This is a genomic window from Nonomuraea fastidiosa (genome assembly GCF_042751225.1).
Classification (GTDB): domain Bacteria; phylum Actinomycetota; class Actinomycetes; order Streptosporangiales; family Streptosporangiaceae; genus Nonomuraea; species Nonomuraea fastidiosa.
This window is the reverse complement of the sequence record NZ_CP170570.1, coordinates 7,272,957-7,292,223: the sequence shown is the minus strand read 5'-3', so window position 1 is coordinate 7,292,223 and position 19,267 is coordinate 7,272,957. Positions and strand designations below refer to the sequence as shown.

General features: G+C 71.0%; 13 protein-coding genes and 2 pseudogenes. 7 read left to right on the top strand and 8 right to left on the bottom strand.

The window, feature by feature from the left end; translation table 11 throughout:
• Positions 1–25: 25 nt before the first annotated feature.
• Together ACFMQL_RS33370 and ACFMQL_RS33365 are read right to left on the bottom strand one after the other, a co-directional pair.
• Positions 26–370: pseudogene (locus tag ACFMQL_RS33370) on the bottom strand (DMT family transporter); the annotation flags it as partial.
• A 40-nt stretch (positions 371–410) separates the two neighbouring features.
• Positions 411–1,301, bottom strand: coding sequence for an NAD-dependent epimerase/dehydratase family protein (locus ACFMQL_RS33365; RefSeq protein WP_378788737.1), 891 nt, complete (start codon positions 1,299–1,301; stop codon positions 411–413).
• A 142-nt stretch (positions 1,302–1,443) separates the two neighbouring features.
• On the opposite strand from ACFMQL_RS33365, the gene ACFMQL_RS33360 reads away from it, so the two are divergent.
• Positions 1,444–2,337, top strand: a complete 894-nt coding sequence (locus ACFMQL_RS33360; RefSeq protein ID WP_364051793.1) for a LysR substrate-binding domain-containing protein — start codon at positions 1,444–1,446, stop codon at positions 2,335–2,337.
• A 30-nt stretch (positions 2,338–2,367) separates the two neighbouring features.
• On the opposite strand, the gene ACFMQL_RS33355 is transcribed toward ACFMQL_RS33360, so the two are convergent.
• On the bottom strand, positions 2,368–3,960 hold the full coding sequence (locus ACFMQL_RS33355; protein ID WP_378788735.1) for a hypothetical protein: 1,593 nt from the start codon (positions 3,958–3,960) through the stop codon (positions 2,368–2,370).
• A 338-nt stretch (positions 3,961–4,298) separates the two neighbouring features.
• Between ACFMQL_RS33355 and ACFMQL_RS33350 the strand changes: the two genes are divergently transcribed.
• Genes ACFMQL_RS33350 through ACFMQL_RS33335 form a run of 4 tightly spaced genes read left to right on the top strand, consistent with a single transcriptional unit; the run spans position 4,299 to position 10,527 of the window.
• Positions 4,299–4,703: a hypothetical protein gene (locus tag ACFMQL_RS33350; RefSeq protein WP_364051799.1), complete on the top strand. Its 405-nt coding sequence runs from the start codon at positions 4,299–4,301 to the stop codon at positions 4,701–4,703.
• Positions 4,700–9,193, top strand: coding sequence for an AAA family ATPase (locus ACFMQL_RS33345; RefSeq protein WP_378788733.1), 4,494 nt, complete (start codon positions 4,700–4,702; stop codon positions 9,191–9,193). The genes ACFMQL_RS33350 and ACFMQL_RS33345 overlap by 4 nt, the downstream gene beginning before the upstream one ends.
• A 48-nt stretch (positions 9,194–9,241) precedes the next feature.
• Positions 9,242–9,958 (top strand): hypothetical protein, encoded by a 717-nt coding sequence (locus ACFMQL_RS33340; RefSeq protein ID WP_364051805.1) that lies wholly within the window; start codon positions 9,242–9,244, stop codon positions 9,956–9,958.
• On the top strand, positions 9,958–10,527 hold the full coding sequence (locus tag ACFMQL_RS33335) for a helix-turn-helix domain-containing protein (protein ID WP_378788730.1): 570 nt from the start codon (positions 9,958–9,960) through the stop codon (positions 10,525–10,527). Before ACFMQL_RS33340 ends, ACFMQL_RS33335 begins: the two co-directional genes overlap by 1 nt.
• 557 nt (positions 10,528–11,084) lie before the next feature.
• Here the strand turns inward: ACFMQL_RS33335 and ACFMQL_RS33330 are convergent.
• Entirely contained in the window at positions 11,085–12,590 is a 1,506-nt protein-coding gene (locus tag ACFMQL_RS33330) for an alpha-L-fucosidase (protein WP_378788728.1), read from the bottom strand.
• Between the two features lie 164 nt (positions 12,591–12,754).
• On the opposite strand from ACFMQL_RS33330, the gene ACFMQL_RS33325 reads away from it, so the two are divergent.
• Positions 12,755–13,417 (top strand): hypothetical protein, encoded by a 663-nt coding sequence (locus tag ACFMQL_RS33325; protein WP_364051814.1) that lies wholly within the window; start codon positions 12,755–12,757, stop codon positions 13,415–13,417.
• Positions 13,418–13,483: 66 nt separating this feature from the next.
• Here ACFMQL_RS33325 and ACFMQL_RS33320 read toward each other — a convergent pair whose 3' ends face one another.
• The 4 genes and pseudogenes from ACFMQL_RS33320 to ACFMQL_RS33305 all read right to left on the bottom strand — a co-directional run bounded on the left by ACFMQL_RS33320 (position 13,484) and on the right by ACFMQL_RS33305 (position 17,507).
• Entirely contained in the window at positions 13,484–14,101 is a 618-nt protein-coding gene (locus ACFMQL_RS33320) for a TetR/AcrR family transcriptional regulator (protein WP_364051817.1), read from the bottom strand.
• Between the two features lie 88 nt (positions 14,102–14,189).
• Positions 14,190–14,528, bottom strand: a complete 339-nt coding sequence (locus ACFMQL_RS33315; protein WP_364051820.1) for a hypothetical protein — start codon at positions 14,526–14,528, stop codon at positions 14,190–14,192.
• A gap of 333 nt (positions 14,529–14,861) precedes the next feature.
• A pseudogene (locus ACFMQL_RS33310) lies at positions 14,862–14,987 on the bottom strand (ClpX C4-type zinc finger protein); the annotation flags it as partial.
• Positions 14,988–15,080: 93 nt separating this feature from the next.
• Positions 15,081–17,507 (bottom strand): glycoside hydrolase family 95 protein, encoded by a 2,427-nt coding sequence (locus tag ACFMQL_RS33305; RefSeq protein WP_364051823.1) that lies wholly within the window; start codon positions 17,505–17,507, stop codon positions 15,081–15,083.
• A gap of 394 nt (positions 17,508–17,901) precedes the next feature.
• On the opposite strand from ACFMQL_RS33305, the gene ACFMQL_RS33300 reads away from it, so the two are divergent.
• Positions 17,902–19,266, top strand: a complete 1,365-nt coding sequence (locus ACFMQL_RS33300) for a glycoside hydrolase family 43 protein (protein ID WP_364051826.1) — start codon at positions 17,902–17,904, stop codon at positions 19,264–19,266.
• Position 19,267 lies beyond the last annotated feature (1 nt).

Sequence of the window (19,267 nt, the reverse complement as noted above, 5' to 3'; positions counted from 1 at the left end):
GTCCCGCGATGGCCGACACGGTGAACACCGCGATCCCCGTGACGAGCGCCACCGTGGACTGCGCCAGCGCGAACGTCCCGCCCAGCACGCCCGCCAGCAGGTAGCGGCGGGGCAGGCCGCGCTCGCGCGTGGCGGCGGGCACGTCCTTGAGCGCCCGGCGCAGCCCCGGCAGGAAGAGTGCGAGCACGCTCATGATGATCAGGCCGCCGGTGAAGCTGATGGCCGCGGCGGCGATCCCGTCGCCGAGCCGGTGGCTCAGCTCGGCGTTCAGGCGGGACTGCACCGGTACGACGGTGCCCGCCGCGACGGCCGCGACCACGGCCAGGACGCGCGAGCGGGACGGTGACCGGGCGGGCGCCCGGCGAGACATGGTGGTCGAGGTCATGGAGCCTCCCCTGGGTCGGTGTGCGTCAGGAGGCGGCGGCGAGCGCGCCCGCGGCGATGTCGTCGAGGATCGACGGACGCTCCGGGGCCCAGCCGAGGATCCGCCGCGCGGCCTCCCCGCCGGCCTGCTGGTCGAGCAGCAGGGCCTCGCCGAGCAGCCCGAGGCGTTCCAGCGTCTGGACCACCGTCTCAGGGGCGACCCGGCCGTCCAGGCCGATCGTCCGGCTCACGGCCTCGGTGATCTCGCGGACGGTGGGGTTCACGCCGCTCGCGCCGATGAAGTACGAGCCCGCGGGTGCGCCTTCCAGCGCCCGTACGTAGAGGTCGGCGAGGTCGTCGACGTGCACCGTGGCCCAGTGCTGGTCGCCGTGGCCGATCATGGTGAGGGCCGGTGCGTCCCCCTCGGTGCGCGGCCCGGCGGCGACCAGGTTCACCAGCCCGCCGCCGTGGCCGTAGACCAGGGCGGGGGCGATCACGACGCCGCGCACGCCCGGCGCGGCGAGCACGCGTTCCCCGATCGGCACCCGCCAGGCGGTCAGGCGCGGCGGGTTCATCGGGCTCGACTCGGTGATCGCGGCGCCGCTGCCGTGCACCCACGCCCCCGTGGTGTGGACGTACGGCCGGTCGCTGCCCTCGAGCGCGGCGAGGATGCTCGTCGCCGCCGAGTCGTCGATCCGCGCGCTGGATCCGTCGGCGGGGAGCGCCGTGTGGATGACGCCGTCGGCGGCGTCGGCGAACCGTCGCACGGAGGGGCCGTCGGCCAGGTCGCCGATGACGGGCTCCGCTCCCCTGTCTCTTACGATCTCCGCCTTGTCCGGGTCGCGGACCAGTGCGGTGACCTGGTGCCCCGCAGTTACCAGCCTGTGGAGGACCGCCGCGCCGACGTAGCCGGTGCCGCCGGTGAGAAATACGCGCATGAGTCGTCCTTCGTCGCGATGTCGTGGATGGCGGCCTGCATGTCGAGAGCCGCATGCCCACTCTCACCGACGCTGACCTATCGCGTCCAACGAAGAGTTCCGATGCCGTTATCGTGTGCTTCGATAGATGAGGGAGGGCGGCATGGACGAGCGCAGGCTGGAGTACTTCATCGCGGTGGCCGAGGAGATGAACTTCACCCGCGCCGCCCAGCGCCTCCAGGTCACGCAGTCGACGCTGTCGGCGGGCATCAAGGCACTGGAGAGCGAGCTGCGCGTCGAGCTGGTGTCGCGTTCGACCCGATCGGTGCATCTCACCGAGGCGGGGTCGGCGTTCCTGCCCGAGGCCAGGGCCGCGCTGGAGGCCCTCGACCGGGCGCGCGCCGCCGTCGAGCCGGTCTCGTCCGGCCTGCGCGGCAGCCTCACCGTCGGCATGCTGACCAGCATGACCATCGTGGACGTGCCCGCGCTGGCCGGCGACTTCCACCGCAGGCACCCGGGCGTGCTGCTGCGCATCTCCATGTCGCAGCGCGGAACGGCGGGGCTGGCCGAGCACATCAAGGAGGGCCGCATGGACGTGGCCTTCGTCGGCACGCACCTGCGCGACGAGCACCTGCACGTCGTACCGATCAAGAGGTACGACCTGCGGCTCCTCGTCCCCGAGGACCACCCGCTGGCGCGGCGCGAGGCGGTGAGCCTGGCCGACGTCGCGGGCGAGCCGTTCATCGACATGCCGCTGGGGTTCGGCCAGCGGCACCGGGTGGACGAGGCGTTCGCCCGCTCGGCGCTCACCCGGCAGGTGCGGGTCGAGGTCTCCGACATCACCACGATCCCCCAGTACGTCGCCCACGGCCTCGGCGTGGCGCTCCTGCCCGAGGCGCTCGGCGTACCGCCGGGCGTGCGGGCGCTGCGCCTGGACGGGAAGCGGCTGTCCTGGACGCTCTGTGCGATCCGCTCGGCCCGGCACAAGCCGACGCGGGCGCTGCACGCGTTCCTCGACCTGCTCCCCCAGCACATCCACCACGAGCGCGCCTTCTGAACGCCGGCAGGCCCCAGCGGCGGTGCGAGGTCAGCCCGCGGGTGCTTCGATGATGACCGTGTGGCTGGCCTCCGCCGGTCCCGTGCGCGAGTCGCCGGGCCATCGCAGCGTGTAGGTGTACTCGCCGGGCTCCGGGCTGTCTCTGAAGGTGAACGTGCCGATGCCGCCCTGGTAGATGTTGCCGGTGACGGTCTGGCCGTCGCTCTTGCGGGTGCGTTCCATCGATATCCAGACGTTCTCCGGCCGGTCGGTGCCCACGGCTTCCAGCGATCCCCAGAGCAGCAGCGTTGTGCCGGCGACCGCGGTGGCCGGTCCGTTCAGCGTGAGCACGGCCTGGTATCTGACCATCATGGTGACCGACGCCTTGCTCCACCGGCGCTTGCCGTCTCCGTCCCACAGCACGGTGTAGGTGGTCTGACCGCCGGCCGGGGGTGTGTCGGTGATCGTGTAGGTGCCGTCCTCGGCGGTGGTCACGCCGGGCAGGGTCTCGGTGGTGCCGTCGCCGGCCGTGCGGGTCACGATGAGGGGCTGCGCGCCCGGGGCCGTGCCGTCGGGGAAGGTCAGCCGTCCTGTCATGGTGAACGGGACGTGCACCGTCGCGCCGGGCTCCGCCGTCAGCGTCAGGGAACTCTCCGGCAGGGTCACGTCGTGCAGCCGCCACAGGTAGATGCGCTCGTCCGCCTGCACCAGGCTGTAGATGTCACGGCCGGCGTAGGCGCTGCTTCCGCGTGCCACTTCGCCCTTGGGAGGGTTCGCGGTGAAGAGTTCGGCGCCCGACGCCCTGTCGTACACCGTCATCCCGAAGCCCAGTGTGCGCCCGCCCGCGATGTAGGCGCCGTCCGGGCTGATCGCGACGGACCGGGGGTAGCCCTCGGCCTCGGGTCCCTTCTGGTAGTCGCGCACCTTGGTCAAGGTGACGGCGTCCCACATGCTGAAGGCATCAGGAAGCGTGAACGCCGAGATGATGTACGAGCCGTCCGGAGTGACCGCGACGTCATCCAAGCCGTGATGATCGTGGGCGTGTCCGTCGATCTCGCCGCGCAGGACGGGAGCGGCGCCGCTCACGTCGTAGACGAACAAGTCGGCAGGGCTCAGCGTTTCGCCCAGGACCAGCGTGTCGCCGGCCGCCGCGATGAGCGGACCCGCCTTCAGCAGCGAGGTGTCGACGTTCACCGGCTCGGACTCCGGTGTGGAGAGGTCGAGGCCCAGCACGCCCCTCTCGCCGCAGGAATAGGCGACCCACAGGCGGTCGCCGGTGAGCGCCAGATCGTAAGGGCAGCCGTAGTCGCTGAGGTTGATGCGCCGCGCGATCTCCCGCGTGGCGATGTCGATCTCGGCCACCTCTCCGGAGCCGGACAGCGCCGCGTACACGCGGGTGCCGTCAGCTGTCGCGATCAGTCCGTGGGCGCCGGAAACATCGGTGATCGTTTCCTCGACCTCGCCCTTCCTGTCGGTGAAGACGATGCGATCGTCGAGGGACACGACGACCTTGTCACCCGCGACGACGATGTCGTTGCGGTTCGAGGGGACGGGCCCGAGGTCGGTCAAGGTATCGTCGGCCGCGGCCGTGGGCGCCACGGCGACGACCAGGCCGGCGGCCAGAGCCAGAACTCCACCGATCACGGACGATCGTGACGCGATGGACCTGCGCCGGACAGAGGATAAGAAGCGCACGCACACCTCCGCTTCTCGTGAAGACGAAACCCCACGATCAAGCCAGACGGAGATATGCGCGTCAAGATCGACATCAGTGAAGCCGGTCCTACGTCTGGTGACAGTGCCGCCATCACAACAGGTCAGCATGTGCGCGATCACCGAAAGAGCAACGGCGCGGAAAGCGCGACCACGCGAAATGATCCGCCGTCATTAGGATCGAAGTGATGATCTCCGTTAAGCCACCAGAGAGGCGGCGAACACCTCCGGCGCGGCAAAGGACCATCTCAGGCGAGGACGGGAAACCCATGGACGTCACGGTCATCGCGGAAGGCTCCGATCGAGGAGATTTACTCCGTTCCCTGCGAGACTGGCTGAGCGATGCTCCCGAGTTACGCGGGCGGATCGACGGCGTGGAACGGCCGCCGGAGCCCGGCACCCTGGGTCCGCTGCTGGAGGCGCTGTCGGTGGCGCTCGGGCCGGCCGGGGCGGTGACCGCGTTCGTGACCGGGCTCGTCGCCTGGCTGCGCACCCGCCGTGGTGAGGTGAGCATCAAGGTGACGCTCCCCGACGGCACCTCGCTGGAGCTGACCGCGAAACGCGTCGCCGGTCTCGACAGCACCGCGCTGCAGCAGCAGGTGACCGACGTCGCCGCCCTGCTCAAGCAGCATCAGCGGAACGCCGACGAGCCCGAGCCACGCGCGCTGCCGTGACCGACCTGTCGGGCCCCGGCGTACGGGTGCTGCTGATCGCCACGGCGCATCACGAGAACCCGGGGCTGCCGTCGGTGAAGGCGGTCGCCACCTCCTCCGAGGACCTCGGCAAGGTCCTGACGGAGCGCTGCGGCGTACGGCCCGACCGCCTGCGCACGCTGCTCGATCCGCCCGACGCGCGGACCATGGCACGGGCCGTCGCCGAGGAGGCGCAGCGCGCGGAAACGGTGCTGCTCGTCTACTTCATCGGGCACGGCCTCATCGGCCCGGACGGAGAGCTGTACCTGGCGGCGTCCAGCACCGACCGGCTGACTCCCGGGATGGCCGAGCACCAGGCTCTGTCGTTCTCCTCGCTGCGGCAGGCCCTGGAGGCGAGCCGGGCGTCGTCCGTCGTCGTCGTCCTCGACTGCTGTTTCTCCGGGCGAGCGTCCTTGGGAGGGGGCGCGGCCCTTCCCATGACGCCCGCGCACGGCATGTACCTCATGAGCTCGGCCGAGCAGCTCGCCCTCGCTCCCCCGGATGCGAAGCACACCGCGTTCACCGGCGCGCTCATCGACCTGCTGACGAACGGCGACCCGCGCGGGGTCCAGCCGCTGACCCTGGACGCCGTGTTCGACGGAGTGTTCCGTGCCATGAGCGAGCGGCAGGGGCCGCTGCCACGGCGTCAGGCCGGGGACCGCTCGGGGCACCTCGTCATCGCGCCGAACCCGGCGGTGCCCGCGAGGCCGGAGGTCCAGGAGGAGCCGGAGCCCGCGCCGGGCCGCTGCCCGTACCTCGGTCTCGACGCGTACGGTGTGGACGACGCCGGCGTGTTCTTCGGGCGCGACCGCATGACGGAGCGGTTGTTCGCCGCGCTCGCGGAGGCGGCCGAGCCGGGTCCGCTGATCTTGGTGGGCCCGTCGGGTTCGGGGAAGACGTCACTCCTCGATGCCGGTCTCACGGCGAGTCTGCGCGAACGGGGCTTATCGGGCACCACCTCTTGGCTTCCGCTGCGCCTCACTCCCGGCGGTGACCCGCTGCGGCGGCTGGCGGCCGCGTTCGGGACCGGCCCTGAGGACGCCGACGCTCTGCGCGACAGCCCCGATCACGCCGTCGAGCTGGCGGAACGGCTGCTGGCGGGGCGGCCCGAGCAGCGGCTGATCGTGCTGGTCGACCAGTTGGAAGAGCTGTTCACCCTCTGCCGGGTGCCGTCGGAGCGGGCCGCGTTCCTGCGGGCGGTCACCGCCCTGGCGTCGAGGGCGCCGGTGGTGCTCGCGCTCCGGGCCGACTTCTACGGCCGGGCCGCCGCCCATCCCGAACTGCTCACCGCCCTGCGCGACAGGCAGGTGCTGATCGAGCCGATGACCCCGGACGAGCTCCGTTCCGCCATCGAAGGGCCCGCGGCGGCCGCGGGGCTGATCCTCGACGACGGTCTCGCCGACATCATCCTGCACGAGTTCGGAGCGACCGCCGACCGGCAGCCGACCGCAGGGGCGCTGCCCCTGCTGTCCCACGTGCTGTGGGCGACCTGGCTGCGCCGGGTCGGATCGCGGCTCACCGTCGCCCAGTACCGCGCCACCGGCGGCATCGCGGAGGCGATCAAGACCACGGCCGAGAAGGCGTACGAGGAGCTCGACCAGCAGGCGAAGGAGGCCGCGCGGCTCATGCTGCCCCGGCTGGTGCGCGTCGGCGAGGACTCCGCCGACACCGCCCAGCCCGTCGACCGCTCCACGCTGCTGCAGGGCCTGCCCGACCGCGCGGCCGGGCAGCGGGCGCTGGAGGCGTTCATCGAGGCTCGCCTGCTGACGCTCGACCACGACTCCGCCCGCATCAGCCATGAGGCGCTGCTGCGCGCCTGGCCACGGCTGGCGGAGTGGGTGGACGCCGACCGAGAGTGGCTGCGTGCCCGGCAGCAGCTCGCCGCCGACGCGCGGGCATGGGAGCAGGCCGGGCGGGAGCCGTCGCTGCTGTATCGGGGCAGCAGGCTGGCCGCCGTCCGGGCGCGTGCCGAGTCCTCGTCGGCGAGCGCGCTCGAACCCGATCCCGTGATCGCCGAGTTCGTCGCGGCGTCCTGGCGGCAGGAGCGGCGGAGCGTGCGGCGGGCCCGGATCGTGATGGCGTCCCTGCTGGTCCTGGTCGTGCTCGCGGCGTCCGGCGGGGTCGGCTCCTTCGTCTTCCAGCGGCGGGCGGAGCAGGCGTCAGAACGCGACCTCGCCAGGTACCTCGCGGCCGAGGCCGAGAGCCTGCGCGAGGAACAACCCGGCCTGGCGAAGCAGCTCAGCCTGATGGCGTACCGGATGAACAAGGAGGCGGGGCGCGGCGCGCTGCTCAACAGCAGGCGCACACCCGGTGTGATCAACGAGGACGAGCCGGCCTACGACCTCGCCTTCAGCGGCGACGGGCGCGTCCTCGCCATCTCGGCCGGCAGGGCCGTCGAGCTGCGGTTCGAAGGTGGTTCCGGCCGGGTCGAGCCGCAGGACGTCGACCTGATCGGCCCCGTCGTGCTCAGCCGGGACGGCCGGACGCTCGCCATGGTCACGTACGGGCCGCAGACGAGGATCCGGCTGTGGGACGTCGCCGATCCCCGCCGTCCCCGGCAGGTCTCCGCATCCGACCTGGACCAGGCCGCCTACTCGCTCGCGCTCACCCCGGACGGCGGGATCCTTTACGCCGGTACGCAGGCGGGCGAGATCCGGGTCTGGGACGTCGCCGACCGCGCCAGGCCCCAACCGTTGCCGCCGCTCAAGGCGCATTCCTCGCGGGTGGACTCCCTGGCCGCGTCCACCGAACGCGACCTGCTCGCCAGCATGAGCGTGGACGGCCGCATCCAGATCTGGACGGCGGCAGGCTCCGGACGGCCCGACCGGGTCGCGGTGCTCGAAGGCGCGAAGTACCGCCACGACACCAGGACGAACCCTCAGCCACTGCACCGGGTGGCCTTCGATCCCCATGGGCGGCTGCTCGCGGCAGCGGTGGCGGGGAGCACCTACGACAAGCTCCGGCTATGGCGGCTGGACGAGCCGGGCCGCCCCAGGCGCGTGGGCCCGGAAGAGAAAGGGCCGGCAGGCGACCGGCCGTTGCCCGGCTGTCACGACAGCGTGGATTCCGTGGCGTTCAACCCGGCGCACCAGTATTTCGTCGGGACCTGCGGCCGCTCCTGGCACGTCCAGTTCTACACGAGGACCGATGAACCCGCATCGATCAAGACCGGTGCCTCGGGAGAGGGCGCCGCGGCAACGGAACGCGAGGCGGGCATGGTCCTGTTCGACCCCGCTCATCCTCGCAGAATGTTGCAGGCCACGAACCGTGGGGTTCGCGTCTGGGACATCGACAACTACGGCCAGCTCGGCGCCGAATCGGTCATCCCGATAGAGCCCGGAGGCGGAGCTCACTTCGATCACCGCCGGGCGGGGGACAAGGAGCTGCTCGCCCTTGAAGGGAGTACGGGGAATTTCCTCATCGACGTGACGTCCACGCGAGAGAGCGAGGTCCTGGCCGCGACCCGCTCCCCCGGCCTGCTCTACGGCGCCGGCATCGCCCTCAGCCCCGACGGACGTCTGCTCGCCGACGTGGAGATGTTCGAGAAGGTGAACAAGAAAGGCGAGAAAGCAGATTACGTGGGTCTGCGGCTGCGCACGGCCGCCAAAGACGCGCCTTTGCTGGCCACCATCGAAGAGCTGGACAACGGTGTGCAGGGGATCGCCTTCAGCCCCACCCGGCCCATCCTTGCGCTCTCCGATCTCAGCGGCTTCGTCAAGGGGAACCGCAAACCGCCGGTCGTACGGATCTACGACATCGCCGACCCCAGGCATCCGCGGGAGATCAGCCAGATCAAGGCGATCACCAGTCAGTTCGCCTTCTCGCCGGACGGTGAAACCCTCGTCCTCGTCGACGCACCCCGCACGGATCCCGCTCAGCCACAGGCCAACGACAGCGATCTGTTGCAGGGGTGGGATGTCACGGACCCAGCGCGGCCCGAGAAGGTGTGGGAACGGAACGTTCAGGGCGGGATAGGTTCTGCGCGGATCGCGTTCCGGCCGGATGGCAGGCTCCTCGCCGTCTACGACCCCGCCGGGACACTGACCCTGTGGCGTATCGCGAACCCCCGGTCCCCCGAAGCGGTGACCCGCCTCACGCTGGGCAACGACGGCGGTCCCCTCGGCTTCAGCCCCGACGGGACCCTTCTCGCCCTGGTCGCGGACCACGGCGGAACCGGCAAGGAGCGCATCGAGATCTGGGAGGTGAGCGACACGGGCTCTCCCAAGCTGCAGTCTTACCTGCCCAGCGAGTCGTCGAAATCGATCTCGGCACTCGCCTTCAGCCCGGATGGGCGCTTCCTCAACACCGTGCGAAGCGGTGCGGGTGTCGACACCTGGGACATGAGGCCGGAGAGCGTGCTCAGAGACATCTGCGCGGCGGTCGGCGACCCCATCACCCCCGAGCAGTGGCGGCGATACCTCCCTGACCGGCCGTATGAGCCTCCGTGCGGCCAGAAGGTCACCGTTCGATGAAGTGAACGATATGTTCAGCCGCAGCCTGTGGTTCGTTATAGTGAACGTATGATTCACCCAATAGGGACGGACACCGAACAGGTCAGCGTCTACCTCGACGACACCTACCTGGCAGAGATCGACACGCGGGTGATCGCGACCGGCAAGCGGGACGGCACGTCGTGGGCGGCCGTCGAGCAGTGCCCGTTCCACCCGCAGGGCGGCGGGCAGCCCGCCGATCGGGGCTGGCTGGACGACGAGGAGATCGTCCCGGTACGTGACCACGAGTCGGGCCTGGTGGTGGCGATGGCGCCGGAGGGCGGCAGCCTGCCGCCGTTCACCGAGGGGCAGCCCGTACGGGCGCGGATCGACCTGCGGACCCGGATGCTGCATGCCGCGCTGCACACGGCGGGACACCTGGTCGAGGCGATGGGCCAGCGGCAGGGATGGGAGAAGGTGGGCAACAACCACTTCCCCGGTCAGGCGCGGATCGAGTTCCTGATGCCGGAGGCGGAGACGCGGCTGGCCGATCCGCAGGGCCGGGAGGAGGTGACCGCCACCCTGCAGGCCGCGGTGGTGGAGGCGATCAAGGATGATCTGCCAGTTTTCGCGCGGAACGACGGCGAGCGGCGGCGCATGGTGCACATCGACGACCTGCACGCGGTGCCGTGCGGCGGCACCCACGTGCGCAGCCTCGCCGACCTGGCCGAGGTGACCGTGACGGGGCTGAAGGTCAAGAAGGGCCGCATCCGCGTCTCCTACACCGCCGCCCACAGGAGCGCCTGATGACCGCCACCGGCCGGCAGCCGGTCAGCAGCACCGCGGCCGCGATCGGCGCGAAGATCCGCCTGCGCCGCCAGCAGCGCGGCATGAGCGCGGCGGAGACGGCGCGGCGCGCCGGGCTGAGCAAGGCCACCTTGTCGCAGCTGGAGGCGGGCAAGGGCAACCCGACCATCGACACCCTGGACGCGATCGCCATCGCGCTGGGCATCCCGCTCGCCGACCTGCTGGCCCGCGAGGCCGACACCGGCCCGGTCTACCGGCCGGGCACGCCCGCCGCGCCGGGTGAGGTCTCACGCGAGCTGCTGCGCCGCATCAGCAGCGGCAACAGCCTGGAGATCTGGCGTCTGCGGGTGCCGCCCGAGACGGAGCTGGCCGGGGTGCCGCATGCGACCGGCACGATCGAGCACCTGCTGGTCTCCTCCGGGCGGGTGACGGCCGGACCCGTCGATGCCCCGCAGGAATTGAACCCCGGCGATATGCTCGCCTTCGCCGGCGACGCCCCGCATTTCTACCGCACCGACACCGAACCCGTGGACATCACCGTCGTCCTGGCCTCTCCTATCAACCCTTGAAAACCACCGATATAAGGAAAGGCGCATTCCGCGCACGGTCGAACACGCAAGTCGAGGCCGCCGAGGGTGGAGCGCGTTCAGGCGAGGGTCTCGGCGTCGAGGCGGCCCTCGCCGCGGCCGGGGATGGTGGCGTCGCACATGAGGATGGCGGCGCCGCCGATGTGGTGCGCCTCGTTGATGGGCCGGTCCCTGGCGGCCGTGGAAGCGCTGGCCGGCTCTGGAACTGGCGAGCACGATCCGCCATGACGGCAACGGCGGCGTCCGGCCTGGACGCGGCGTCGCAGGTGCCGTCCATCGTCCAGTCGGGCGCGGGCCCGCAGGCGAACATCGGCACGTGAGCCGCGCGGCGGCAGGGTGACGATGTCCGCAGCCATCACCCGGCCCGCTGCCGAGGACGGCCGGGTGATGGCGCGCTGGACCCCCACCACCCGGCCTGGTGTCCCGGGTGCTGGACCACCACCCCCGGTCTGCTGTCCGGGGCGCTGGACCGCCACCCCCGGTCTGCTGTCCGGGGCGCTGGACCGCCACCCCCGGCCGCCCGCATGGGGACAACAGACTCAATGCGGCATGGGCCCGAGATCGATGCGATGGACCTGCGCCGCCGACTCGATCACCAGTGCCCGCTCCTCCTGCCGCCAGGTCACGGGCCGCCCGTCGCCGAGCGCGCGCACCCCGGTGATCTCCCGGTCGAGCAGCCCGGACGCCCGCCCGAGCCGCCGCAGCACCACCGGTCCCCGAACCGGCTCGGCGAGCGCGATGGCGTAGAGGGACGTGCCGGTGGCGGTGTAACGGATGTCCTCGGCGGTCATCGCGCCGCCCTCGTTGAAGCCCTGGGCCCTGAGCGCGGGCGGGTCGTCCGCCGACGGTCCCTCGCCGAACACCTTCCAGGGGACGGTGTCGAAGATCGCTTCACCGTTGACCGCGAGCCAGTCGCCGATGCCGGCCAGGATCGCCCGCTCGTCGTCGTCGATCTCGCCATCGCCGGTGATCGGGACGCTGAGCAGGAGGTTGCCGTTCTTGCTGACCACGTCGGCGAGCATGCCGATCACCTGCGCCGCGCTCTTGTAGCCGTGCTCGGCGAGCCTGCGCTCGTCGTAGTGCCACGAGCCCAGGCAGGTGCAGGTCTGCCAGGGCTCCGGTTCGATGCGGTCGCTCGCGCCGCGCTCGACGTCCCAGGTGAGGGCGCGCCGCTGCCGCTCGTCGAGGATCTTGCCGCAGACGACCATGTCCTCGCTGAGGTTGTACAGCTCGGCCGCGATCTCCAGCCCGACCGGGCCGCACTGGTGCAGCGGCAGCACGGTGTCGTCGAAGTACACCAGATCCGGCCGGTACTTTCCGGCCAGCTGCAGGGTCCTGGCCTTGAAGTTCGCCTGGTAGGCGGCGTCCGGCCAGTGCTCGGGGTCGGGCCAGTCCCAGGTGCGGTTGACCGTCTCCGGCTGGTCGAAGCCGGGGACCGGCCGGTGGTTCTGGGCGTACAGCTCCTGCGGGTCGAGCCCTTCCCACCAGGTGCCCGCGCCGTCCGCCTTGGTCAGCCGCCCGTCGTACGGCACGCCCGCCAGCGGCCCGTCGGGATCGGCGCCCTGGCTCGGCTCGTACCACGACCAGGCGTGCGCCGCGTGCACGCTCACCCCGAACCGCAGCCCCTGCCCGCGCGCAGCGGCGGCCCACTCCCCCACGATGTCGCGGCGCGGGCCCACCCGCACCGAGTTCCACGCGTGGTGCGGGCTGTCCCATAGGTCGAGGTTGTCGTGGTGGTTGGCCATGGCCACGAAGTAGCGGGCACCCGTACGCGCGTACAGGCCGAGCAGTTCCTCAGGATCCCAGCGAGCCGCCTTCCACTCGTTAATGACGTCTTTGAACCCGAACTGCGACGGATGCCCGTACCGCTCCAGGTGGAACCGGTAGGCGTCGGTGCCCGGGAGGTACATGTTCCGGGCGTACCAATCCCCGAACCCCGGCTGACACTGCGGCCCCCAATGTCCCCAGAGCCCGAACTTGGCCTTCGGGAACCACTCCGGCGTCTCCCGCTCCTCCAACGACTCCCACGACGGTGTGAACTGCACGACTCTCCTCACTCTTCGCCGGCTGTCACAAGGATGGTGCACGAACCCGGAACGCCACCGCCCAGGCCCGCCTGCGTCGCACATCGCACAGGCGTTCCGCGCGGCCGAGGCCGGCTGGAATTCCTATCGGGACGGGTCCCGGCCGGCGCGTGGATACTGACCTCATGTGGTGGCGACGTCGCAAACGGTCCCCGTACGAGCCCGGCGTCCGCGCGTACGGCGCGTGGCGCGTCTACGCCGACTCCGTCGAGGGCAGCGACCACATCGTGGACAGGAAGGACAACGGTCACGTCTACGAGGTGTCCTGGGTCAAGACGGAGGCCATCGCACTGGAGTACCTGCGCCGCCGGGACGTCCGCCGAGAGGGCCACTACGTGATCGTGGAGACGCCGCACCGCGACCTCGGCCGCGACATGATCATGATTTTCGACGAGGCCGACGGCTCCTTGATCGAGATACCCGAGCGCACGCCGCTTCCGCAGCCGACGCCGTCGCCGACCCACTGCGCCCGCTGCGGCTACCCGGTCCTGCCCGTCACCGATGTGACGCCCTCCTCCTGCGGCGACCCGGACTGCGGCCACCCCTGGCACACGGCGGACTTCGCGTGGAGTGCCGACCGGGTGATCCTTGCCGGAGCGGGGTACCGGTGCACGCAGTGCCGGAGCGCCGCTTGCCGGGCCTGCTACGAGGCCACGGGCAGCGAACAGACGACGATCACGCACGGCTTTCTGTGGGATCCGGACGACGAGCAGCCACATCCGTCAGACGAGATCCTGATGCGCCTGTGCTGGATCTGCGGGAGTCCCGTCACGATTCTCGACGAGTGATCGGCCTCGCCGCTCACCGGCGGCCACCGGGCGGCTCGCAGCGGACGGAGGGCGTGGCCGCCGCCGTCACACCGTCGGTCGCGCTTCAGGCTCCTGCGCGCCGCTACCAGGTTGCGGGCGCAGGCCGTCCATCATGACCGTGACGAAGCCGGCGGCGAGCTCCGGGGAGCTCTCGCTGGAGCGGGCGATGGCGTAGGTCGCCTCGCCCAGCAGCACGGTGGTGACGGCGGGGTGGATGTCGGTCCTGATCGCGCCGGCGTCGCGCGCCCGCGCGAGCATGGCGTGCAGGGCGTCGCGGAGCTCGGTGCGCAGCGTGGCGGTCAAGGGGAGCTGCAGGCCCTCGAGCTGCCCGCTCATGACCCGGTGGGCGGCCTGGAAGTCGATCAGTTCGAGCAGGAACGCGCGCAGCGCCGCGCCCGGGTCGTCCTCGGTCAGTGCCTCGCGGGCGCGCTGGACGAGCGGTTCGAGCAGGTCGGCGGTGGCCGCGTCGATGAGCGCGTCCTTGGTGCCGAAGGCCCGTACGACCGTCGCGGCCCCCAGCCCGGCCTGGCGGGCGATGGTCTCCACGGTGAGCGTCGCGCCGGGCCGGACGAGCAGTGTCTTGGCCGCTTCCAAGGCGAGGTTCCGGTTGCGTATCGCATCCGCCCGGCGCGGCTGCTGCTGGGCCGCCTTGGGGGTCGACATCTGGAACGCCCTCCCACGTCAACGAACTGGAACGCTTATTCCGGTTGGACGCTATCCATCTGGGGTGGGCACATGCAAGCTTCACCGCTCACGCACGGTCGAGGACGCGGCGCAGGGCGGTGGTGGCGGCGGCGAACTCGGCGTCGCCGAGGAGCGTCGAGCCCCATTCGAGCAGCGGCCGCCGCGCCTGCTGGATGCGGGCGGCGGCGAGCCGGGCGACCTGCTCGATGGTGTCGCGCTGCACGTCGATGACCGCATCGACCAGGCCCTCCAGGGAGGGCAGGCCGTAGGCGGCGGCGAAGAGCTCTCCGGCGGCGCCGGTCGGGAGGTTCGGGGCAGCGCAGCCGGCGCAGGCATTCGGCGTCGTCGCGGAAGGGGGCGACGGGGGCTTCTGCGGCTCTCCCGGCGCGATCGGGATCGTCTCCAACGGGCGCACCTACACCTGCCGTGGCGGGCACTGGCGACGCTGCCCCGGCCGGTCACGCGTACGCGCGGCAGTGCGCGGTCATGGGGTGCCGGCGTGGGAGCGCTTCTCCTCGTCGGCGAAGCGTTCCCAGGCCGACTGGCGGGTGATGCCGAGCGCCGCGCCGATCCTGGCCCAGCTCACGCCCCGGGCGCGCAGGTCGGCGACCCTGCGGCGCAGGCCGAGCTCGACCTGGGTGCCGACGGCGTCGATCCTGGGCAGGGCGCGCAGGATCTCCTCGTCGGACATGCTCCCCCATTCGGGGATCTCCGGCTGGGACGGCCCGGCGCCGGCGGCCAGGATGTCGTTGCAGGCCGCGACGCATTGGTCGCAGATGTAGATGCCGGGCCCGGCGATGATCTTGCCGACTTCGGCGGCCGCCTTCCCGCAGAACGAGCAGTGGGGCGGAGGAGTGGAGCTCATGCGCGTGCGCCCTTCCGGCGGAGACGTTTGTCAGGTTAGCCCTGACACCTGTACGCGAGAGCATACGGCGTCAGGGCAGCCCTGACAACACGGTCAGCCGGTCACGGTGATGCGGTAGGTGCGGCCCGCGCGGCCTGACACGGTGATGACGTCCGGCTCGGGGCGCTCGACCTTCACGGCGTCGCCGGTCCCGGTGTCGGTCACCTTGACTTCGCCCGTGAACGCGCGGCTGCGGACGTTCACCGTCGCCGTGCGGTCGAAGGCGATGCGGACCTCCGTGGCCGCGCCGGACCTCCAGGTGGCGTCCACCGTGTGACCGCCGCGCCCGCGCAGGCCGCGCACCTCGCCGTTCGGCCAGGCGGGCGGCAGAGCGGGCAGCACGTGCAGCTCGCCGGCGTGGCTGTGCAGCAGCATCTCGGCGATGCCGGACGTGGCGCCGAAGTTGCCGTCGATCTGGAACGGGGGATGCAGGTCGAACATGTTGGGCGCGAGCCGGTCCGTACGGACGAGGAGGCGGAGCAGCTCGTGCGCCCGGTCGCCCTCCTCCAGGCGCGCCCAGTAGTTGATCTTCCAGGCGAGCGACCAGCCGGTGCCGTCGTCGCCGCGCAGTTCGAGGGTGCGCCGGGCGGCGTCGTGCAGCTCGGGCGTGCCGCGCTTGGTGATCTGGTTGCTGGGGTGCAGGCCGTAGAGGTGGGAGACGTGCCGGTGGTTGGTCTCGGGCTCGATCCAGTCGTACAGCCACTCCTGGATGTTGCCGCGCGAGCCGATCTTCATGGGGGCGAGCCGGTCGCGGGCGGCGAGGACCTGCTCGCGGAAGTCCGCGTCGACGCCGAGCGCGTCGGCGGCCTTGGCGCAGCCGTCGAACAGGTCGCGCAGGATCTGGTTGTCCATCGTGGGCCCCGCGCAGACGCTGGCGTCGGGGTGGTGGGCCAGCTCCGGCGAGTTGGACGGATTGGTGACCAGGTAGCCGAGGTTCGGCTCCTCGACGAGCGTGTCGAGGAAGAACTGCGCGGCGCCCTTCATGGCCGGGTAGTGCTCGCGGAGGAAGCCGAGGTCGCCGGTGAAGGCGTAGTGGTCCCAGATGAGGGTGGCCAGCCAGGCGCCGCCGGTCTGCCACATGCCCCAGAACGCGCCGTCCACGACGGACGTGCCCCGCCAGGCGTCGGTGTTGTGGTGGGTCACCCAACCGCCGGCGTCGTACTGCGCCTTGGCCGTGCGTGCGCCGCTGACCGCCAGCTCGTCGATCATCTTGAAGACCGGCTCGAAGCACTCCGGCAGGTTCGTGGTGTCGGCCGGCCAGTAGTTCATCGGCAGGTTGGCGTTGATCGTGTATTTGGAGTCCCACGCCGGGCTCAGCGAGTCGTTCCAGATGCCCTGCAGGTTGGCCGGTTGGGTGCCGGGCCTGGAGGAGGAGATCAGCAGGTAGCGGCCGAACTGGAACAGCAGCACGGAGAACTGCGGGTCGTCGGTGCTCGCGTGCTGCGCGATCCGCACGTCGGTGGGCTGGTCGGCGGCCGCGGTGCGGCCGAGGTCGAGGGTGGTGCGCCCGAACAGCCGCCGGTAGTCGGCGACGTGCCGCCCTCTGAGGTCGTCGTACGCTCTGCCCGCGGCGGCGTCGAGGTGGCGGCGGGCGATGCCCTCGTGGTCGCCGCTGACGTCGCGCCAGTCGCGGTAGCTGGAGCCGATGGAGATCAGCAGCGTCACGCTGTCGGCGTCGCGCACCTGGAGGGTGCCGTTCGAGCTGCTGACGGTGCCGCCCTCGGCGACGGCGCGGGCCAGGGCGAGGAACTTGACGGAGCCCTTCAGCCCTTCCATGTCGCCGGAGACGCCGTCGAGGCCCACGGTGGTCGCGTCGGGGCTGGTCAGCGTCGTCCGCTGGGGGCTTGCGAACGTCGCGGAGAACGTGATCGAGCCGGGTGTGTCGGCGGTCAGGCGGACGGCGATCACCTGGTCGGGGGCGCTGGCGAACACCTCGCGCCGGTAGCGCACGCCGTTCCGCCGGTAGGACACGCCCGTGATCGCGGTGGTGAGGTCGAGGTAGCGGTGGTACTCCGCGACGGCGGCGCCGCCGGGGAAGGTGAGCCGCAGGTCGCCGACCGTCTGGTAGGCGAGCTGCCCGGCGGGGGCGCCGAGCATGGCCTGGTCGATGAGGGCCTGGGCCTCGCTCCACTTGTCCTGGAAGACGAGCTGCCGGATCCGGTCCAGCTCCTGCGCGCCCCTGGGGTTGCTCTGGTCGTACGGGCCGCCCGCCCAGACGGTGTCCTCGTTGAGCTGCAGCCGCTCGGTGTCGGTGTTGCCGAACACCATGGCGCCGAGGCGGCCGTTGCCGATCGGCAGGGCGCGCAGCCAGTCGGTGCCGGCGCTCTCGTCGTACCAGAGGGCGAGGTCGTGGGCGGCGCGCACCTCGGGAGGCGGCGCGACGGCGGCCCTCGCGGTGGCCGTCCAGGACAGCGGGAACATCGCGGCACCGGCACCGACAGCGCCGAACTTCAGAACTTGCCTTCGCGATACATCGGACATCTCTGTGATCGTCCCCTTGGGGGTCGCGGGCTTACGGGGGCGCGCTGACTTCCTGGAGGAAGGTAAAGCGGCATGACGGTGCCCGTCAACCGGCCGATCACGCATCGGACAGGAAAATCGGCGCCCGAAACACCCGGCGAAGGAACGACAACTAACATCGGATCTCTATCGTCAACGCCGCGCCGCCCTGAAAGTTTCAAGCCCGCCGGCGCCGCATCGTGATCTCCCCGGGCGCGAAACGCCAGGCGAGAAGGTGTGCCCGCCGCGACGCCCCCACCGGCGGGCGGATCCCGTCATTGACTCCGCCCAGGCCCTCGGCTGTACTCCGCGACAGGAGCTTCACGTACCCGCTTGATGTTAGCGCTAACAGCACCTGCCACAAGGGAGACCATCGGTGAAATCCGTCCTGCGCACGGTCCTGTGCACCATGGGCCTGCTGCTTCCCAGCGTGCTGTTCCCGTCCGCGGCCGCCGCCGACAACCCGATCGTGCAGACCATCTACACGGCCGACCCCGCGCCCCTCGTCCACGACGGCCGCCTCTACGTCTACACCGGCCACGACGAGGACGGCTCCACGTGGTTCACGATGCGCGAATGGCGCGTCTACTCCACCACGGACATGGCCAACTGGACCGATCACGGCTCGCCCATGAGCCTGGAGACGTTCGCCTGGGCCGACGACAACGCCTGGGCGGGCCACGTCGTCCACCGCAACGGCCGCTTCTACTGGTATGTGCCGGTACGCCACCGCGCCACCGGCTCGATGGCCATCGGTGTCGGGGTTTCCGACAGCCCCACAGGGCCGTTCCATGACGCCCTCGGGCGCCCGCTCGTCAACAACAACGAGATCGACCCGAACGTCTTCATCGACGACGACGGCCAGGCCTACCTGTACTGGGGCAACCCCAACCTCTGGTACGTCCGGCTTAATCCCGACATGATCTCCTACTCCGGCGCCCCGACGCAGATCCCGCTCACCACCGCCGGGTTCGGCACGCGTACCGGCAACCCCGACCGCCCGACCCTGTACGAGGAGGGCCCCTGGGTCTACAAGCGCAACGGCCTGTACTACATCGTCTTCGCCGCCGAGTGCTGCTCGGAGTTCATCGGCTATTCGACCGCGCCCACCCCGACCGGCCCGTGGACGTACCGCGGCACGATCATGCCCACCCAGGGCAGCAGCTTCACCAACCATCCGGGCGTCATCGATTACCGGGGCGGCTCGTACTTCTTCTACCACAACGGCGCGCTCCCGGGCGGAGGTGGTTTCACCAGGTCAGTGGCCGTCGAGAAGTTCAGCTACAACGCGGACGGCACGTTCCCCACGATCACCATGACCACCGCGGGGCCGCCGCAGATCGGCACGCTCGACCCGTACGTCCGCCAGGAGGCCGAGACGACCGCGTGGGCCCAGGGCGTCGAGACGGAGCCGTCCAGCGAGGGCGGCATGAACGTCGGCTATATCGAGAACGGCGACTACCTCAAGGTCAAGGGCGTCGCGTTCGGCGGCGGCGCGTCCTCCTTCACCGCCCGCGTGGCCTCGGCCACCGACGGCGGCCGGATCGAGCTGCGGCTCGACGGCCCCACGGGCACCCTCGTGGGCACCTGCACCGTCACCGGCACCGGCGGCTGGCAGAGCTGGACCTCGGTCAGCTGCCCGGTGTCCGGCGCGACCGGCACGCACGACCTCTACCTCCGCTTCACCGGCGGCAGCGGCTACCTGCTGAACGTCGACTGGTGGCGTTTCACGTCCCAGTGAA